The 16,617-nt window shown below is 50.2% G+C and carries 10 protein-coding genes; 3 read left to right on the top strand and 7 right to left on the bottom strand.

Annotated elements, in window-relative coordinates:
• Window positions 1-72 precede the first annotated feature (72 nt).
• From bcsA to CWE22_RS09610, 3 genes are read right to left on the bottom strand one after another with little or no spacing between them, the layout of a single operon-like run.
• Window positions 73-2,661, bottom strand: coding sequence for a UDP-forming cellulose synthase catalytic subunit (bcsA, locus tag CWE22_RS09620; protein ID WP_244596051.1), 2,589 nt, complete (start codon window positions 2,659-2,661; stop codon window positions 73-75).
• Window positions 2,661-3,416: a cellulose biosynthesis protein BcsQ gene (gene bcsQ / locus CWE22_RS09615; RefSeq protein ID WP_169931218.1), complete on the bottom strand. Its 756-nt coding sequence runs from the start codon at window positions 3,414-3,416 to the stop codon at window positions 2,661-2,663. The genes bcsA and bcsQ overlap by 1 nt, the downstream gene beginning before the upstream one ends.
• Window positions 3,413-3,613, bottom strand: a complete 201-nt coding sequence (locus tag CWE22_RS09610) for a hypothetical protein (protein WP_169931217.1) — start codon at window positions 3,611-3,613, stop codon at window positions 3,413-3,415. Before CWE22_RS09610 ends, bcsQ begins: the two co-directional genes overlap by 4 nt.
• A 152-nt stretch (window positions 3,614-3,765) precedes the next feature.
• On the opposite strand from CWE22_RS09610, the gene CWE22_RS09605 reads away from it, so the two are divergent.
• From CWE22_RS09605 to bcsG, 3 genes are read left to right on the top strand one after another with little or no spacing between them, the layout of a single operon-like run.
• Window positions 3,766-5,304, top strand: a complete 1,539-nt coding sequence (locus tag CWE22_RS09605; protein ID WP_169931215.1) for a BcsE family c-di-GMP-binding protein — start codon at window positions 3,766-3,768, stop codon at window positions 5,302-5,304.
• A gap of 10 nt (window positions 5,305-5,314) precedes the next feature.
• Window positions 5,315-5,476: a hypothetical protein gene (locus tag CWE22_RS09600; RefSeq protein ID WP_169931213.1), complete on the top strand. Its 162-nt coding sequence runs from the start codon at window positions 5,315-5,317 to the stop codon at window positions 5,474-5,476.
• Window positions 5,473-7,101: a cellulose biosynthesis protein BcsG gene (gene bcsG / locus CWE22_RS09595; RefSeq protein WP_169931211.1), complete on the top strand. Its 1,629-nt coding sequence runs from the start codon at window positions 5,473-5,475 to the stop codon at window positions 7,099-7,101. Before CWE22_RS09600 ends, bcsG begins: the two co-directional genes overlap by 4 nt.
• A 1-nt stretch (window position 7,102) precedes the next feature.
• Here bcsG and arfB read toward each other — a convergent pair whose 3' ends face one another.
• The 4 genes from arfB to recC are packed head-to-tail and all read right to left on the bottom strand — an operon-like array spanning window position 7,103 to window position 16,562.
• Window positions 7,103-7,516 carry an alternative ribosome rescue aminoacyl-tRNA hydrolase ArfB gene (arfB, locus tag CWE22_RS09590; protein ID WP_169931210.1) on the bottom strand — a complete coding sequence of 138 codons (414 nt, stop codon included), beginning with the start codon at window positions 7,514-7,516 and terminating at the stop codon, window positions 7,103-7,105.
• Window positions 7,517-9,442, bottom strand: a complete 1,926-nt coding sequence (recD, locus tag CWE22_RS09585; protein WP_169931209.1) for an exodeoxyribonuclease V subunit alpha — start codon at window positions 9,440-9,442, stop codon at window positions 7,517-7,519.
• Window positions 9,439-13,095: an exodeoxyribonuclease V subunit beta gene (recB, locus tag CWE22_RS09580; protein WP_169931208.1), complete on the bottom strand. Its 3,657-nt coding sequence runs from the start codon at window positions 13,093-13,095 to the stop codon at window positions 9,439-9,441. The genes recD and recB overlap by 4 nt, the downstream gene beginning before the upstream one ends.
• Complete coding sequence (gene recC / locus CWE22_RS09575; protein WP_169931207.1) at window positions 13,092-16,562, bottom strand: exodeoxyribonuclease V subunit gamma; 3,471 nt, start codon at window positions 16,560-16,562, stop codon at window positions 13,092-13,094. The genes recB and recC overlap by 4 nt, the downstream gene beginning before the upstream one ends.
• Between the last annotated feature and the right edge of the window lie 55 nt (window positions 16,563-16,617).

The raw sequence follows: 16,617 nt of genomic DNA, 5'->3' as shown, positions 1-16,617 counted from the left end.
GCGGAAACCGGCCCTATTGTAGGCCCTACAAGCAGTGCAGCGAATAGTACACATGCCAAACTAGTCGCCTGTTTAGACACCCAATGATTCATCTTCCTCTCCTGTACCCGGAGCTTGTGGGAGCACACTCATGATGACTCCCCATCCACGATTGATCAAACCGAGAACCGGAGCTAACGGTGGCGCCAAGCGTACCGCTAAGTTTTGATAACCCCGTAAACCGATCCCTAAAATTTCACGCAAGCTCGAAAGTGGTTGATCTTTCGTTTCATTAAATCGCCAACCCACCCAAGCATCTGCACGAGCGAATGTTGCACGTAAGAACGCTCGTTCCGCCGCACTATCCGGAAACTCAAAGCGCACGCCAATAGTCAGTCCACGCATACTCACTACCCGAGCAGGGAAGCCGTGTCGGGTAGTACCATGATGCATTACCACGTGAATCGAGTCATCCGGTGCTAACGGCAGTTCGTCATAGAAGCGGATGCCAGCTCCTGAGCTGGCAAAATCGATCAACTCGGCAGCATAGCTGTGTTCGCTTGCAGTCATAATGCTGATCGGGCGGTCCACCCGAATTCGATGCGATGCGCGAATCTGTTTCGCTTCCTCAGCCACTGCCAACGCTCCGCCTAAAATAAACAGATTGTAGGTAATCCAGAATAAATTCAGGGTCACTGTCACTAGTTCATCGCGGGGACCATAAATGAGCGAATAAATACCAAAGCCTGCGCCAATAAACGAAAGTCCAATCAAGATGAGATAGGGCCAAGAAATATTCAGGTCGAAATAGTCCTTTTCGATAGTACCGCCCTTCGCGGTTACGTTGAACTTTCCATGCTTGGGCGCAAACAACGCGACTGTTGTGGGTCGCAAGATGTACCAAGCTAAAACGGTTTCGTACATTTCTGCCCAAAAGGAGTGTCGATAGTTGCCCTGTGCTCGAGAGTTGGCCAAATTAGCGTGAATCAAATGTGGGATTGCATACATAGCAATCATCACTGCCGGTGCAAAAACAATGTAGCTATGCAGCAACAAAAAGGCGAGTGGCGCCAACAAGAAAATCGTACGCGGTATTCCATTCAAGAAATACAACATCGCATTGGCATAGCAAATTCGTTGTCCCCAATTGAGTCCTTTACCACGGAGTGGATTGTCGAGCCTGAAAATCTGCGCCATGCCGCGTGCCCAGCGAATCCGTTGCCCGATATGCGCCGACAAGCTCTCGGTGGCCAGTCCAGCGGCTAAGGGAATATTCAAGTATGCGGAATTATACCCAAGTCGGTGTAATTTCAGAGCTGTATGCGCATCCTCCGTGACCGTTTCCACGGCGATACCACCAACCTCTTCAAGTGGTCCCCGCTTCAATATCGCGCACGAACCGCAAAAAAACGATGCGTTCCACATATCGTTGCCATCTTGAATCAACCCGTAAAACAACTCGCCTTCATTGGGTCGACTGCGGAATACCGACAAATTACGCTCAAACGGGTCAGCCGAGAAAAAATGATGGGGAGTTTGTACAAGCGCTAACTTGGGGTCTTGGAAGAACCACCCTACCGTCAATTGTAAGAACCCACGAGAAGGAATATGGTCGCAGTCGAAGATGGTAATATAGTCGCCAGAAGTGATCTTCAGTGCGTGATTTAGATTGCCCGCTTTGGCATGACTATTATCTGCACGGACAATATAGCCTACGCCAACTTCCTCACAGAATGCTTTGAAATCCGGTCGTTTGCCGTCATCTAGAACGTAAATATTCAGACGATCCTTGGGCCAGTCCATTGCGGTCGCCGCCACTACCGTGCTGCGAACCACACTTAACGGTTCATTGTAGGACGGAATATACACATCAATTGATGGCCAAAGTGATGAGTCCGCAGGCAACTGTGCGACACGACGCTCGAGTGGCCATACGGTTTGAATGTAGCCAAGCACCAAAATCAACCAGGCATAGGATTCAGCAACAAGCAGCAAAATGCCGAGCGCTGCATCAAACGGCACATCCCAATTGATCGTTTGGGTTACCCGCCAGAACAAATAGCGCGTACTCACTATGACTGAAAGTAGCACCATCAACAGCATAGGAATGCGCCCTTGTAAATTGCGCACCCACAGCGCTAAAGCCCAGAAGAACAGCAACATTAACCCCTGATCGGTAGCATCCATCGGTAACGAAATAACCAGCGCCACCAGCAATGCTGCCCCGACTGTGATGAGGATACGTAACGTCTGCGAAGGAATCCATTCACGCCCAAGCAGCGCCAAAAAGAAACGTTCGAAGCCAGAAGTAGCGAATTTAACCGGTTTGCTGGCCAACTTCCGATGATGCCAGGGGTTGAGCCGCTGCAGAATCGAGGTCCGCTCAGCAGCTCGTTGCGATAAACCATCGGCTCGTTCTTGCTGCGTTTTGAACAGCAGTAACCAAACTGCCTGCAGTGCTACACGGATCGGGTCCAGCCAGCGCGGGCGTTGAAAATTGACATGAGGGAACCAATAATTGAGCCGTAAACGTTGGTCAGCATGATCAAATTGTTCACTTGCACCCGAGTTAAGCAGAGTTACCTCAAAATACAGCCAGAACAAATAAAAAGCCGACGACAGACGTGACTGTTTACGTCGAACTTCGCGCCATTGTTCTCCCAACTGCATGAACCATCGCATCACTGCTTAACCTCGAGTCGCTCTTCAAGCCATTCCGCAATAGCTGCGAACTCTACATTGGCTTGTGCACCTATCGTAAAATCAAACGTCGTTTGTTGGGTCGCCAAAGCTTCGGGTATATGTTGATCACGTTGAATAAACGTAGGTACTAACAAATGCGGGTCCAATTCACGACGCAATAAGTCGGCAATATCTCGACTAAGCTCTAAATGCGGTGCGCATTGATTAAGCAGCAGCCAGTGACGTAAGCCCTGATGTTGGATTTGTGGCCAAGTAATTCGAGAAAAATAACGTAACGCAGGGTAAGCGCGAGGCTCTGGCGTCAGCACATGAAGCATGATTTCCGCATGAGTCGTTAACCAGTTTAAGATGGTCGACTCTGAATTTGGCACGTCGATGAATACAATAAGCTCTTGCGGCGACTCAAATCGTTGCAACAGTTCGTAAAGCCCCCCCAGAATACCTTCGATGTCGGTCCGATCAGGCTGCTCATCAATTTCACCATGCGGCAGGTAAATCAGACCATTGTCTGTCTCAAAGGCAGCTTCTCTCAAATCATCGACCAGTCGCCCAGAACGAAATAAGCCTCGCGGATCGCCGATGGGCATACCAAAATGGAGTCGTAAGCTGTTCGTCGCACATAAATCGAGTGCGATCACAGGATGCTTGCGTCGGCGCATCGCGTTGGCAAGATTTGCTGCGATAGTCGTCGTTCCAGCACCACCGAAGAGTCCCTTTACCGCAATCAACTTCATGTAGATTCCGCCTCATTGGCAAGCACTTGCTGCGCAATAGGTTCCGCAAACAAACGCCAACGCTTGCGGATTGATTGAATGCGGTCAGTTTCAACGACTTCGTTGTAATCAACGGCCAAGCGCCTGACTTGAGTCTGTAACCTTTGGATGTCTTCGGCTGTTGATGCTGTGGTATGAATCCGCCAGATCGATTTCATGGTTGTCTTTCGCTTGTATCAGTCGAGTAGGCTTTATGTAGCAGTATGAATTAATTATTTAAAAAGTTAAATATCCCGTTACAATAAGGTTAGAGCAAAACCCGCTCTTTGCGACTTTACAGCAGCGGGACTACAACGTTTAGGTATCACTTATGCGCATTGAGTTCGACAATTTTATCGACGGGCTCGAACATCAGATTCCGGATATCGAGCCGGGCCAACTTCATCTGGTCGTGGTCGAGCAACTGGAGTGGTTGTCACGACTGGTGTGGCATGTTTGTGCGCAACAAAGTCTGCTGTATATGGTGGAAAGCCATCTCCCAGAGGACCACCGACTGGATTTGTCGACCTGCCGTAAGGGAAGCGACATGGCCGAGTGGAAACCAGCGAATCAGTACAGTCATGAGGGTTTTGGTCGAGCGCTATCGAGTTTGGGTAATCGCTACGATGTCATTTGTATGCAATTCACGACGCAATCGTCGTCTGCGTTACTTGATTTCATGCTCAATCAAGGTGGACTGCTGACGGCTCGGCGTTGGGCTCGAAATCAGCAAAAAGTTCTGCTTGTAATTCTGGATGGTGACAAAGATGATCCGAAGCTGAGGTCCTTTCTTGCCGATAACGCCTGTCATTGTCATAGTTTGAGCGCAATATACCAAGGCCAACCCTATTGGCGCTGGGACATTAGTCACTGGTTTGATGGCGCGCATGTGATCCAACGAAATCTAAGATTAGAAGCGCAGCCGGAAGGCCGTTTTGCTGTGGTTGATGAACCCAATATTAATACCGAAAATTACTCGTTGCAGAGTGAACAAGCTCCGGTTTACTACGTGAATGGCGCACTTGATGGCAGTGATGTCGCGCCCATCGAGTGGTATATGTTGGATCAAGCAGATGAATGGCTCGACCATTTGACGCCGATGAGCGATGACGCATTGATTATTGGCTACTTCAGGGGTCAAACGATGCAACGTTTACTGCGCGACGTCTATGAGATACGTAAAGTATGCGGCCCCTATGTGCGCCTATATATTCGTGAGCGCGATCAAGCCATTCGACATCACGACGAGCGTTTACTCATGCAAGCCGGCGCCACTATGGTCTTGCCATTCGGTCTGCGGTTTAGCCAAGTGGTCAGTCTCGTCGAAAACTCTGTCGATTGGCGCTACAACCGTCGGCTACCGGAACATTTCGACGAACTGACTGACCAGCTAGTCCCAGCACATTTGCAAGGATATCTGCAGATGACTGATTTTGCCGAACAAATTGTTCTGCTCTCGCAGTTAGCCGAAAGACAAGGTGTGGATTTCACATTAGTCAAAGCGAAACCGAGTTCAGGGATGACGTGCATTGAGGTACTCAAGGCTTTTAAACATCGCCGTGAAGGTGACTTATCCAGTAGTGATGGTCAGTATGTCTACTTCTTTTTGTTTGCTTGCCGAGCGGCCGATGCCGACCGAGCGTTAACATTTCTCTTCGGGTTACCCGTGCAAACCTTATTACGAGAAGAAGAACGTATGCACTCAGTGTATTTAATGCAAATGACACGGGATCAACTACTCGCGACGCAACGTGCTCCCGATTTTAGTGAGCAACTTAACATTGCCGATGTCACGGTTGAGCATAACAGCGAAGCCTATGACCGATTTTTCCCCGGCCCACGACCTGCCAAATCAGCTCGGTTACAGTAAGGTTAGAACGATGCCTGATGATCAATTAAGTATATTGCTGACACTCGTGTTTATCTTAGGTTTGATTGCTGGGCTTTTGCTTTCATTCACCGTGCGTAAAGTATTTAGCTGGGTAATGAATCGTATCTTCCAATATCGCTATGTGCGAATTCGACGCGTGAACCGTTCATGAAACAACCGAATTATTATATCCGCCATCGCGAACAAATCCTTAATCGCGACGTCTTCAGTTGGCCTGGTCTGGGTGGCTGGAGCTTCTACTTTTTGGTGAAATTCGGCCTCGCTTATTTTGATTTTGTGCAGGTAGACCTGCTCTATAACTTCACATTGATTGCCGTTTTAGTATTGCCGCTACGCTACGCTTGGTTACAAGTTGCTCGGCAAGTTATCGCGATTCCTGTGGGAATTTCCCTGCTGTACTACGAGAGTTATCTCCCTCCGTTCAATCGGTTGTTAGCCCAATGGGAGCAAATCAGTGCTTTTAGTTGGCAATATATATTGGAGCTAACAGGCCGGATCGTACAGTTCGAGTACATTGCCGTGTTGATCGTGAGCTGGATTATTTATCTCTATATGGCGCGGACTCTACGGATGACGATGATTGCAATTTTGGGTCTATTCAGCTTGTTCTGGTTTTCTCCAGCAGCACAGCAAGATCTGAACATCGTTGACAATTTACCTGCTGGTGCAGCCGATGCATTGCCTGGCGCACGCCGCCCGTCATCGCCCGACGAATTCTTGACTCAGTTTTATGAGGATCAAGCCAAAATCCTCTTTGATGCAACCGTTCAACTGACACCTGATTTCGATATCTTAGTCGTCAATATTTGTTCACTCTCGTGGGATGATCTGGCAGTTGCAGGACTTGATCAGCATCCGCTATTCAGTCGGTCTGATATTGTTCTGGATAACTTTAACAGTGCCACAAGCTATTCGGGACCAGCGGCGCTTCGCTTATTACGCGCCCAGTGCGGACACCCGCCACACGACGATTTATTTGAACCCGCACCCGAGTGTTTATTAGCTCAGCAATTGGCCGAGCATGGCTTTCGGTCCGAGTTACTGATGAATCACACTGGTGAGTTTGACAATTTCCGACAGCAGCTCCATCAACACGGCGGCTTGCCGCCTGCAAACGACATACCACTGGGGAATGCACCCGTGGCAATGACAGGCTTTGATGAACAGCCGATTTATGCAGACTACCCAATACTATCGAGTTGGGTTTCGACGCAGACCAATAGCCAACAGCCACGACTCGGATTTTATAACACAACCAGCCTACACGACGGGAATCGGGTGCCAGGATTTCAGGGTAATAGTCTCGAGAGCTTCCGGTTTCGTGCGCAACAACTCCTTGATGATCTGCTTCAATTACAAGCAGACATTCGTGCCAGCAATCGGAATGTATTGCTCATTATCGTGCCAGAGCATGGTGCCGCGCTACGCGGCGATAAGTTGCAGTTACCTGGCTTACGGGAAATTCCGAGTCCAGCACTCACTCATGTCCCAGTTTTGATCTCGCTGTTCGGTGAAGCGGTGAATAATCAGCGCATACCGCCGCAACGAGTCGCTCGCACAACGGGGCCAAGCGCTGTGGCTGCTGCCATTGTCGGGGTACTGGAGCAACAACCTTTCCAAGGCGGTGAGTATGATCCAGCTGCGATTGCAGATTCATTGCCGGTCACAGCTTGGGTAGCAGAGAATAAGGACGTTAAAGTGATGGATTATAATGACCAATATATTCTCAAGCTGAACAACCAAGCTTGGATTCGGTATCCGGGCGCTAACAAGTAACTTAATCGAGCGGTTTTTTGCGCAACGATTTGATGTCACCGCGCTTCTTTTTGCTCTCGATGCGGCGCTTCTTGCTGGCTTTAGTTGGCTTGGTCGCAATTCGTTTCTTAGCAACGCGCCCCACGCTTTTGACTAACTCGATAAATTGCTCTAAAGCGAGTTCTCGATTCGTCAATTGGCTGCGCGTTTCCTGGCATTTGATGATGACCTTGCCGCTGGCAGTGATGCGATGATCAGACTTTGCCAGCAATCTTTCTTTATAGAATTCAGGAAGTGACGATGCTCGGATATCAAAGATGAGCTGTGCTGCTGTAGACACTTTATTAACGTTTTGCCCGCCCGCACCACTCGAACGAATGAACTGCCATTCAATTTCAGAATCTTGAATTTCGACCCGCTGCGAGATAGTAATCATTTAGAGTCCCCCGCTTCGCTCAATGCGCCTGAGTACCGCGGTTTCAACTACCTCAGGAGCGGCTGCTACTAGCGTAAATTGCTGCTTAGCCCGCGTAATACCCGTATAAACGAGCTCCTTCGTCAACACCGGGCTGTCGCGATCTGGAACCACGAGAACCGTGTGTTTGAACTCTGAGCCCTGAGACTTGTGTACCGTCATCGCATAAACCGACTCGACTTGAGTGAGACGACTCGGTAGCAACCAGCGAACTGACGTTGCTTTAGGTTCGGCTACCCTACTTTCAGCGCCTTTCGTTTCAGACCACAGCGCCACTCGCAGTGGTTCATCCGCTGCGCGTTGCAGTACAACGCCAATATCACCATTTCGAACATTGAGACTGTAATCGTTGTGGGTAATCATAATCGGCCGACCATAATACCAAGTTGGCAGCACTCCGCCGCGCAGCGCTTCTGCATGTAACCAAAGTGCAAACTTTTGATTTAGTTCGCGCACGCCCCATTCACCCTCTCGCACCGCCACCAAAACCTGAAACTCAGTTAGTTGTGTCAGCAATTGTGCTGCCCATGAATCAATATCTGCAGCGTTATCCGGTCGATTCGAAAGCAGCTTCATGTAATCCGCAAAGCCACGTTCGATAAACTGACGAAACCTTTGCTCTCCGGCGACACGCACTGGAAAATAATGGATTTCATTCGCCTCGAGCTCTCCAGACAACCACTTTTGTAGCCATGATGTCTGTTGCTGATTAACCTCATGCGCTAATTTGCCGATACCCTCCTCAGCATTGAATCGGCGACTCGTCCGTAACATGACGACGTGCTGCAAATAAGGGTTCGATGCGGCTGCCTGTTGCATAGCTTTGGGTATGCTTTGACCACTCACACGACCAAGCCAAGCAGCTAATTCTGGCGCATACGAGCCAGCATCAGCGCCGCGACAGAGTTGTCCCAGTACAGCTCCTGCTTCTACCGAAGCTAACTGATCTTTATCACCCAGCAATATTAGCCGCGCACCACTTGGCAAAGCTTCAACAATAGCGGCCATCATCTCGACATCGACCATCGACGCCTCATCGACAATGAGTACATCCAACGCCAGCGGGTTCGTGCGGTGATGACGAAAGGCTCGACTGTGCGGCTGTGTTCCCAACAATCGATGCAACGTAGTCGCTTCATCTGGCGCTGGGAACTGAATTCCGCTTTGATTTAGTTTAGGCAGCTCTGCCCGAATAGATTCTGTCATCCGTGCGGCAGCTTTGCCTGTCGGTGCTGCTAATTTAATGCGCAGAGGCTGTGGACTGAGGGCTTGCAAGGTCGCTATCAGCCGAACCACTGTATAGGTTTTACCGGTACCTGGTCCCCCCGTGATAATGCTGAACAAACTACGTGTTGCCAGCGCGCAGGCCATGCGTTGCCAACTGATTGTGCTATCAGGTTCACCGAACAACTGAGTTAATAAGGGACGAAGACGGTCTTCATTAGGAGTCGTCTCGGTTTGCATCAACTGGGCCAGCCCGTGTTTAATGACTTGCTCATAACGCCAGTAGCGACGCAAGTAAACACAGTTACCAGCAATAACTAGCGGTGAATCCTCGCCCTGGGTGGCAGCGCTGTTCGTGAGTTGTTTTAGCACCGCTTCCGGTGTTCCTAGTCGAGTAATCACATCGTGTGGCGATGTAGCTTCTCGAGTCAGCGGTGAGAATGAGTGTTCTGGCGGTAACGCCAATACTTGCTCCGGATCTTGCCAACAATTGCTAACGTCCAAACGCGGATGACCGCGCCCAAGTTGGTAACTCGTCAGGCCTGCAATAACCGCACTGACTTCATCTTCAGTCGCTCGCATGACGTAGCGGGCCAAATTCATATCGATTGCACGGATCCAGCCACAGGCGTACCACTTTTCTAAGCTTTCCATTAACTTCATTGGTCGCTCCCTGCCTGTTTCGTACCCGCAAACAAATCATCCAACGCTTCAATCAGAGCCCATGGCGGGCGTTCGAAAAAGGCACCACCCGTCTCATGTCGATACCCACGCATAAACAAGTAGACCGCACCGCCGACGTGCGTCTCGTAATGATACTCTGCACCCAAGCGAGCACGCAGCAACCGATGTAATGCAAGTGTGTAGATAACGTATTGGAGGTCATAGCGACTCTCAATGATCTTTTGTCGCACGGCTTCAGTGGAATAAGCGGAAGCATCTGGACCCAGATAATTGGACTTATAATCGGCGACGTAGTAACGACCTTCATGCTCAAACACCAAGTCAATAAAGCCTTTCAACATACCGTTGAGTTGTGTTGGTAACACACTGGGACGGTCGGCTTGCTGCAAGGTATATTTCTTAACGAGGCTATCAATGGCCGTTGCAGGCACCTGTTGCGCGGCAAACCAAAATTCAGGCTCTGCCTGATAAACGGTTAAACCCGCCAAAGTTAGAACACTAGAGTCCAGTTGAATTGGTGTCGTCAAATAACTCCCCAACCAATCCGTTAACACATCCTGATGTTCCAACCAGGGTGCCATAGTTGCGGATTGCTCCACCAAAACGCGTGGATTCTGTTGAACTGAGGCAAAGCCCTGATTTGCTGCTGCTTCCAGCAAGTTATGCAAGAATGTACCTGCCTGTGCACCTTTTGGAAATGCATGCATTTCACGTGGCAGCTGTGTGCTCGTCTCAACCTGCTCTTCCAATGCACGAGCGCGCTCAGCCTCCGTTGCATTCTGTTGCTGGGTAGTTTCGGCACTCGGAATCCAGTCACCATAGGTCAGCGCGCTATAACTTGCCAGCCACCAGCGTTCTAGCTGGCGCCCCGCTGGAAATTTACATACTTGGGCTGCGGGGCGTTCGGGCTGTACCTGCTGATAGCTCGTCACTGAGTGGTCATTCGATACCGTTGCAAGTGCTAATCCTTCGATATGCAAATCCGCTATCCCATCGGTTCCCTTTATTTCAGCATCAGCACCAACCAGTAACGTTGCTAAGGCACTTTGCGACCACTGTGGAAACGGCGCTATATCTAAGTATGTTGCGTATTGAGCGCGCGTCAGAGCGACGTATAATTTTCGTACATCTTCCGCGAGTCGTTCATGCTCAGTTCGGGCTACACCAGTCTCATCATCTTTGCTAAAGACAAACTTTAATAGCCCTTGCTCATCATGGTAAGCAGCTGGAAAGTTTGATTTACCGGTAAATGGTTTCGCATCTGCAATGAAAGGCAGAAATACCAGTGGATACTGTAGCCCTTTGGATTTGTGGATTGTAATGACTTGTACCAACTCGCTATCACTCTCTAGTCGGACTTGCTGCTCAGCCGAGTTGGTTTGCTGATTCCCTTCTCGTGCATGCTGAATATGATCCGCCAAGTAACGGAGTAGGCCGGCCATACCGTCTTGCAGCGTGGACTGCTGTTGCAACAGCTCCGCCATGTGCAGCACATCCGTTAGCTGTCGCTCGCCATCGTCAGAAGCTAGCAGTTGTACAGGTACTGAAAAGTCATGTAAGCAGGCATGCAGAACCGCAAGTACGCCTTTTTGCTGCCACAGTTCATGATAGATCGTAAACCGATCGACCATCGCATCCCAAGCCATTTCGTCGGTCGCCAGAGCGTCTAGGTCGGTCAAACTTAAACCCAGTAGCGCAGTTGCCAACGCCGTGCGTATCCGCTGCGGTTCCCTCGGATTCGCACTCGCATTTAAGATGTGGAGAACATCAAGTGCGAGCGGGTTTGCAAATACCGAATCACGGTCAGACAAATATACGCTGCGTACACCGCGCACTCGCAAGGCCTCACGAATTTTCTTTGCCTCCTTGCCGCTTGCTACCAAAATAGCAATATCGCTTGGCCGCACTGGGGTAATGGAGCCATCGGCTTGCCGAAAACCACAGGTGGAATCACTCAACAGGTTTACAATCTGCTCGGCGCAGCGCGCACTGACAGCCCCCCGCAACTCCTCTTTGTTAGGCTTTCCACTGAGTTGATGAACAAACGCCTCCAATGCCGGCGCTTCGTTGCCTTGCACGACCCAACTATCGTTGCGCCCATGCGCTGCCACGGGCCAAAAAGGAACCGGGTTATCACTATCTGTGGCAAACCGAAAAGCTCCTTGAGGAGTCTGTTCTGCATGTTCGAAGAGCGCGTTGGTCGCTGCCACCATGGCCTCTGAAGAGCGGAAATTTTTCGCTAACGTGTAGTGTCGGCCAGCAGTTGCGGCTCGAGCTTCAAGATAACTATAAATATCCGCGTAACGAAACGAATAGATAGCCTGTTTAGGATCGCCGATGATAAACAGTCCCGTGTTTCTGTCATTCTGAGCCAACCGATACACGGTATCGAAGATGCGATACTGCACGGGATCGGTATCTTGAAACTCATCAATCATCGCCACTGGAAATTGCGCACGAATAACCGTTGCCAGTTGCTCGCCCTGTGGTCCGGACAATGCGTCGCGTAAGCGCGTTAGCATGTCATCAAAACCCATTTCAGCTCGCTGTGCCTGAATGGTTCGAAAGCGCTGTCGCAGCCATTGCGCTGCATGTTGCAAGAGCGGTTGCCCGACATCAGGCAACTGCTGGACCGCAGCATATAAATCTTCTAGCAAAGCGAAATTAGGCATGCCGTCTAACTCAACTTTCGCCGCCTCGCGAATACCCTCTGTACTCAAACGCCGGCGTGCCGCATCCGTCAGTTCCGGCGCCAATAGAGCGTCACCATGTTCCAAAGACTCCACCCACGAGTCCAGAGCTTGCAACCATGCTTCCACATAATTGCTCTTAATCTTGTGGCCATTAAAATTTTTAGCCGCTAGATGACGCTCAAGAAACTCACGTAAGTCACTGACAAATAAGCGCCATGGCAATTGATGATGCTGTTCTCGAAGTCGCTGCTCTGCTTGAAAGCGCTCAGTGATAATGTCGGTGGGAGACTTGACATCGCGAGTGGGACTTCCTGTTAGCGGTGCGTGAATTAATCCACGAGTCGACTGAAGTAGGGCTTCCGGATCACTGAATTTGTTGGTGAACAAACGATAATGGTCTTGCTGTTCAGTTTTTAAAGAGGCGACAAAGGTCCGCCAATAATCTTGTGAGACGGTTCCCCAAAGTTCGTCATTATCGGTGTTCAGTTGCTGAGTAAATAGGCTTCCCGTTGAGAACGCATGCTCCCGAAGCATCCGGTTACACCAACCATGGATGGTATGAACCGCAGCCTCGTCCATCGACTGCGCCGCCAGATCTAAGCGGCGGGCTAATGGAGCCCATTGCGACTCTGTATAATCTGCGCGCAACACCTGTAAAAATTGATCATCGACGTCGATTTGTTGACGAAAATAGCTCGCCGCCTCGCTCAAGCGAGCCCGAATGCGATCGCGCAGTTCTTCAGTTGCAGCCTCCGTAAAAGTCACCACCAAAATATCTTCTGGCCGCAACGCTGAACTCCGCTCAATACCTTCACCATGACCGAGTACCAATCGCAGATATAGCGCTGCGATGGTGTAGGTTTTCCCTGTGCCTGCGCTCGCCTCAATTAAGCGACTGCCATGCAACGGGAAAACCAGTGGATTCAATAAGTCACTCATGACTGTTCCTCCACTGTAGACGCACTAAATAAAGCGGATAGCATTGGCAAATACAATTGCGGTGCAGTGTTCAAAATCGCTTCATCTTTGATCAACTGACTATAGGTTGGAAACAAGCGACCGCTGTAGACCGCCCGCTCGACCCGCGCAGAAAAGAATTGGCCACTTTCTTCATAAAACTTGGCAGCTTTTTGATGATTCACTTCAGGTTGTTGCTGCTGAATCAGCTCACCTATTTGCTTATAGCTGGCTGACCAGCCCTCAAATATGGTTTCAAAATCCAATCCGATGGGTTGTTGCAAAGCTTGGTGCGTGTGCCGTAATAGCCGTTGCAGATAGTTGCGAGCTACATTGGCATCTAATGGCTTCAATTCCAGGGTTCCGACTTGACCTAATAGCACTGTCGTTGTCGGTGCTTCTTGGTTCAGTAGCACATGCTCCACCCAAGCAACCAAAGCGTAGTGCGGGCGGCCTTGCCCCTTGCTATCGACTAATTTAGACGCTTTGACCAAAATCGATAAACGTTGACCGGAGTCGTTCACTCGAATGCGTCGTGCTATCGATTCTACGCTGACATGCTGCTGGTTGATGCTACATTCAGCGTGAAGGTGCTGCATTGGCAATGAGTCAGGATAGGCCGCAAGCCACTGCAGCAGAATCTCAGCATTAGGTGCGAGTAATTCTTGAAAGTGAGTCGACATCGTCGCGCCAGCAGCGCCGGCCGGTAAAATTCCAGCGCGTACATAGCGCTGAATTTGATGGTTTAGACTGACTTCCCAAGGGACCTGTACATCTTCATAAAGACTATCGACGAGAGCATCCAACAGCGGCTCATGCAGCTGGTAGGTACTTAAACCGTCTAGCGCAAAGCGTTCTTCATCCTTTACCGTAGCATCGCGATCACCGAAATAGACTTCAAAACGCAAGTTGAATAAGAGTTTCGCCGGTTGCTCGAGTGCAGTGGCTAAGTGGCGCGCGCTAAATGCACTGTCATAGAACCAATCGGATAGCGGTTGTGTTTGAGCTAATTGCTGCTGGACGTCATGCACCAAACGCCATTCGTGCGCATAGGTAAAGGGTACCCTGCTGGCCGGCTCACTACGTTCGAAATACTGCCAGCTAAAGGGTTGTAAACCATGCTGCTGAATCAGCTGTTCAGATTTAATTTGTGGCCAACATTGTTGTACATACTCCAACAATTGACTCACCAGTACCGACGGCGGCCGTTCGCTATTGTCACGAATACTGCGGCCACACCAACTGATATAGAGTTTTTCACGAGCAGACAATAACGCTTCGAGGAACAAATAACGGTCATCATCCCGACGCGAGCGATCACCCGGACGATAATCTCGAGCCATCAAATCAAAATCAAACGGCTTCTGGGAACGCGGATAGTCACCGTCATTCATCCCCAATAAGCAGACCCATTGAAAAGGGATCGCTCGCATTGGCATTAAGGTCGCGAAATTGACACTGCCAGCAAGAAACCGTTGTTGCAGACTGGCTTGATCAAGTCGGCTGAGCCAGCTTTCAATAACAACCGTCAAATCAATTGGCGCACTGTACTCTGCTGCCATAGTTGCCTCAGACCAAGCAGCCAGTTGCTCATGAATGCGACTTACGAGGGCAATATCAAAATCAGACTCGGGTGCGAACAGGGCGTCTACAAAGTTACTCAGGAGCGCCTGCCACTCGGCTGCGGAGCGCGCTGCTTCGCTCTGCGTAAAATAATCTTCAACAGTATGCAGTAACTCTGCTAGAGCTCCTGCTGCTTGCGCCTCTAAACCGGCAACTTCAACGTAAGGTTCCGTTTGGCTCCAAAGTGACGGTTCCGAATGTATCGTCGTCGAGGTGCCGACCGCATACCCCAGCAGCATACGCTGCAAACCAAATAACCATGAATTTCGGCCCTCATCAGCAGGTACTCCCAAGGCCTCGCGATGCTCCGCATGCAGCGCCCAACGGATACTGGCACCATCGATCCAGCGCTGTAATTGCGGCAACCATTCAGGTTGCAATTGAAAACGCTTTTGCACCGCAGGCACTTGCAGAATATCAAGGAGTGCACTCGCGGTAAGCCGCTGATGACGAATCGTCACCAGATACTCCAACGCAATCAGCAACGGTTGCTGATGTCGCTGACCTTGGTCAGCCAAGGTATAAGGGATATACCGTGGGTCATTCCGATCCAACTTACCAAACACCGCATTAATATGAGGCGCATATCGATCAATATCAGGCACCATTACCATGATGTCTCGCGGTCGTAAGTCGGGATTTTGCGCAAAAGCTGCGAGGAGCTGATCGTGTAATATCTCCACCTCTCGTTGTGGACTGTGCGCACTATGAAAATGCAGCGACTGCTCACTCGTCAGGTCGGAGTCACTGCCAAGCTGGAGCCGCTCTTCTGCGGATCTCAGCTCTAGAATATCGTGTTGGATTTCCTGCAATACTGAGGTCGGTGGCGCGCCGTCGAAGAGTTCAAAACTCAACTCCCGCAACGACTCACTTTTCTGACGTGTTTCATCAAACTGATCGAGCAGGCGAATATAATCTCGACCTTGCTTCCCCCAAGCAGCTAACAACGGATTGGAGAGTGCATGCAGAGCGTCTTCATGCATATCTGCTTGCATGCCAGGCTTGAAAGCATGGCGCCGTTGTTCCAAGCGCATTAACTCATGACCATCAATAATATCTGCCCAGTGATAACGACAGGGGTTATGCACGCACAATACAATTTGCATGCATCCCTTCAATGCGTCGAGCAGCTCGAGTAATTGCTGGGGCAGACTCGAAATGCCAAATACGATGACACGCGGTGGCAGAGCTTTGGGACGACTGGCCGGCGTCAACTGTCGTGCAGCTTGAATAAACTGTTGATGTAACTGTGCTCGATTATTCCATTGCTGCGCGCCGACATCTTGCAGCAGCTCACGCCATAAAATTGGTTGCCAACGGTTCTCGGCATCCGCTTGTTGCGTTCCACCACTCGCCCAATCAGCCAGCCAATCAGCGCGATACATTTGATACTGGTCGAATAGATCGGCGAGCCGCTCAGACAATTGATACCACTTGCGAGGATCATCGCTGTCACCGAGATATTGCACCAGCCCCTGAAAGGAATCGGGTTGTTGGTGCAACAAGTCAGGTAGTAAACGAAGAATTCTCCACGTCAGTCGATCTTTGTCGAAAGGCGATGTGGTGGGTAGCTCGTCACCCAATACAGCGCGGTAGGCTTGCCATTGGAATCGTGCAGGCAGGGTAACATCCAACATGGCAGCGATGCCCGCAGCCTCGGCCAAATGAATTTTTAACCACTGCGAGATACCATTCGATTGCACCAACAGGGTTTCATTCACTAACGGGGGTAGAGGATACGTCCCTGTGAGACGCACAACTAAATCGGTCAGTTCCTCTAACCTATGGCTGTGCGCGACGATAAATCCTGGTGTCAAATCACTCATGCGGCATCCTCTGTTGCATGACGTCATCCTATCGAATCATGCTCTCCGACACTAG

It is taken from the genome of Pseudidiomarina aestuarii (assembly GCF_003987355.1).
GTDB classification, from domain to species: Bacteria; Pseudomonadota; Gammaproteobacteria; order Enterobacterales; family Alteromonadaceae; genus Pseudidiomarina; species Pseudidiomarina aestuarii.
The sequence above is the reverse complement of the archived record's forward strand: the minus strand, read 5'-3'. Positions and strand labels throughout refer to the sequence as shown.

Coding starts and splice junctions, on each gene's coding strand:
- bcsA (WP_244596051.1), bottom strand. CDS start 2,661: ATGCGATGGTTCATGCAGTTGGGAGAACAATGGCGCGAAGTTCGACGT.
- bcsQ (WP_169931218.1), bottom strand. CDS start 3,416: ATGAAGTTGATTGCGGTAAAGGGACTCTTCGGTGGTGCTGGAACGACG.
- CWE22_RS09610 (WP_169931217.1), bottom strand. CDS start 3,613: ATGAAATCGATCTGGCGGATTCATACCACAGCATCAACAGCCGAAGAC.
- CWE22_RS09605 (WP_169931215.1), top strand. CDS start 3,766: ATGCGCATTGAGTTCGACAATTTTATCGACGGGCTCGAACATCAGATT.
- CWE22_RS09600 (WP_169931213.1), top strand. CDS start 5,315: ATGCCTGATGATCAATTAAGTATATTGCTGACACTCGTGTTTATCTTA.
- bcsG (WP_169931211.1), top strand. CDS start 5,473: ATGAAACAACCGAATTATTATATCCGCCATCGCGAACAAATCCTTAAT.
- arfB (WP_169931210.1), bottom strand. CDS start 7,516: ATGATTACTATCTCGCAGCGGGTCGAAATTCAAGATTCTGAAATTGAA.
- recD (WP_169931209.1), bottom strand. CDS start 9,442: ATGAAGTTAATGGAAAGCTTAGAAAAGTGGTACGCCTGTGGCTGGATC.
- recB (WP_169931208.1), bottom strand. CDS start 13,095: ATGAGTGACTTATTGAATCCACTGGTTTTCCCGTTGCATGGCAGTCGC.
- recC (WP_169931207.1), bottom strand. CDS start 16,562: ATGAGTGATTTGACACCAGGATTTATCGTCGCGCACAGCCATAGGTTA.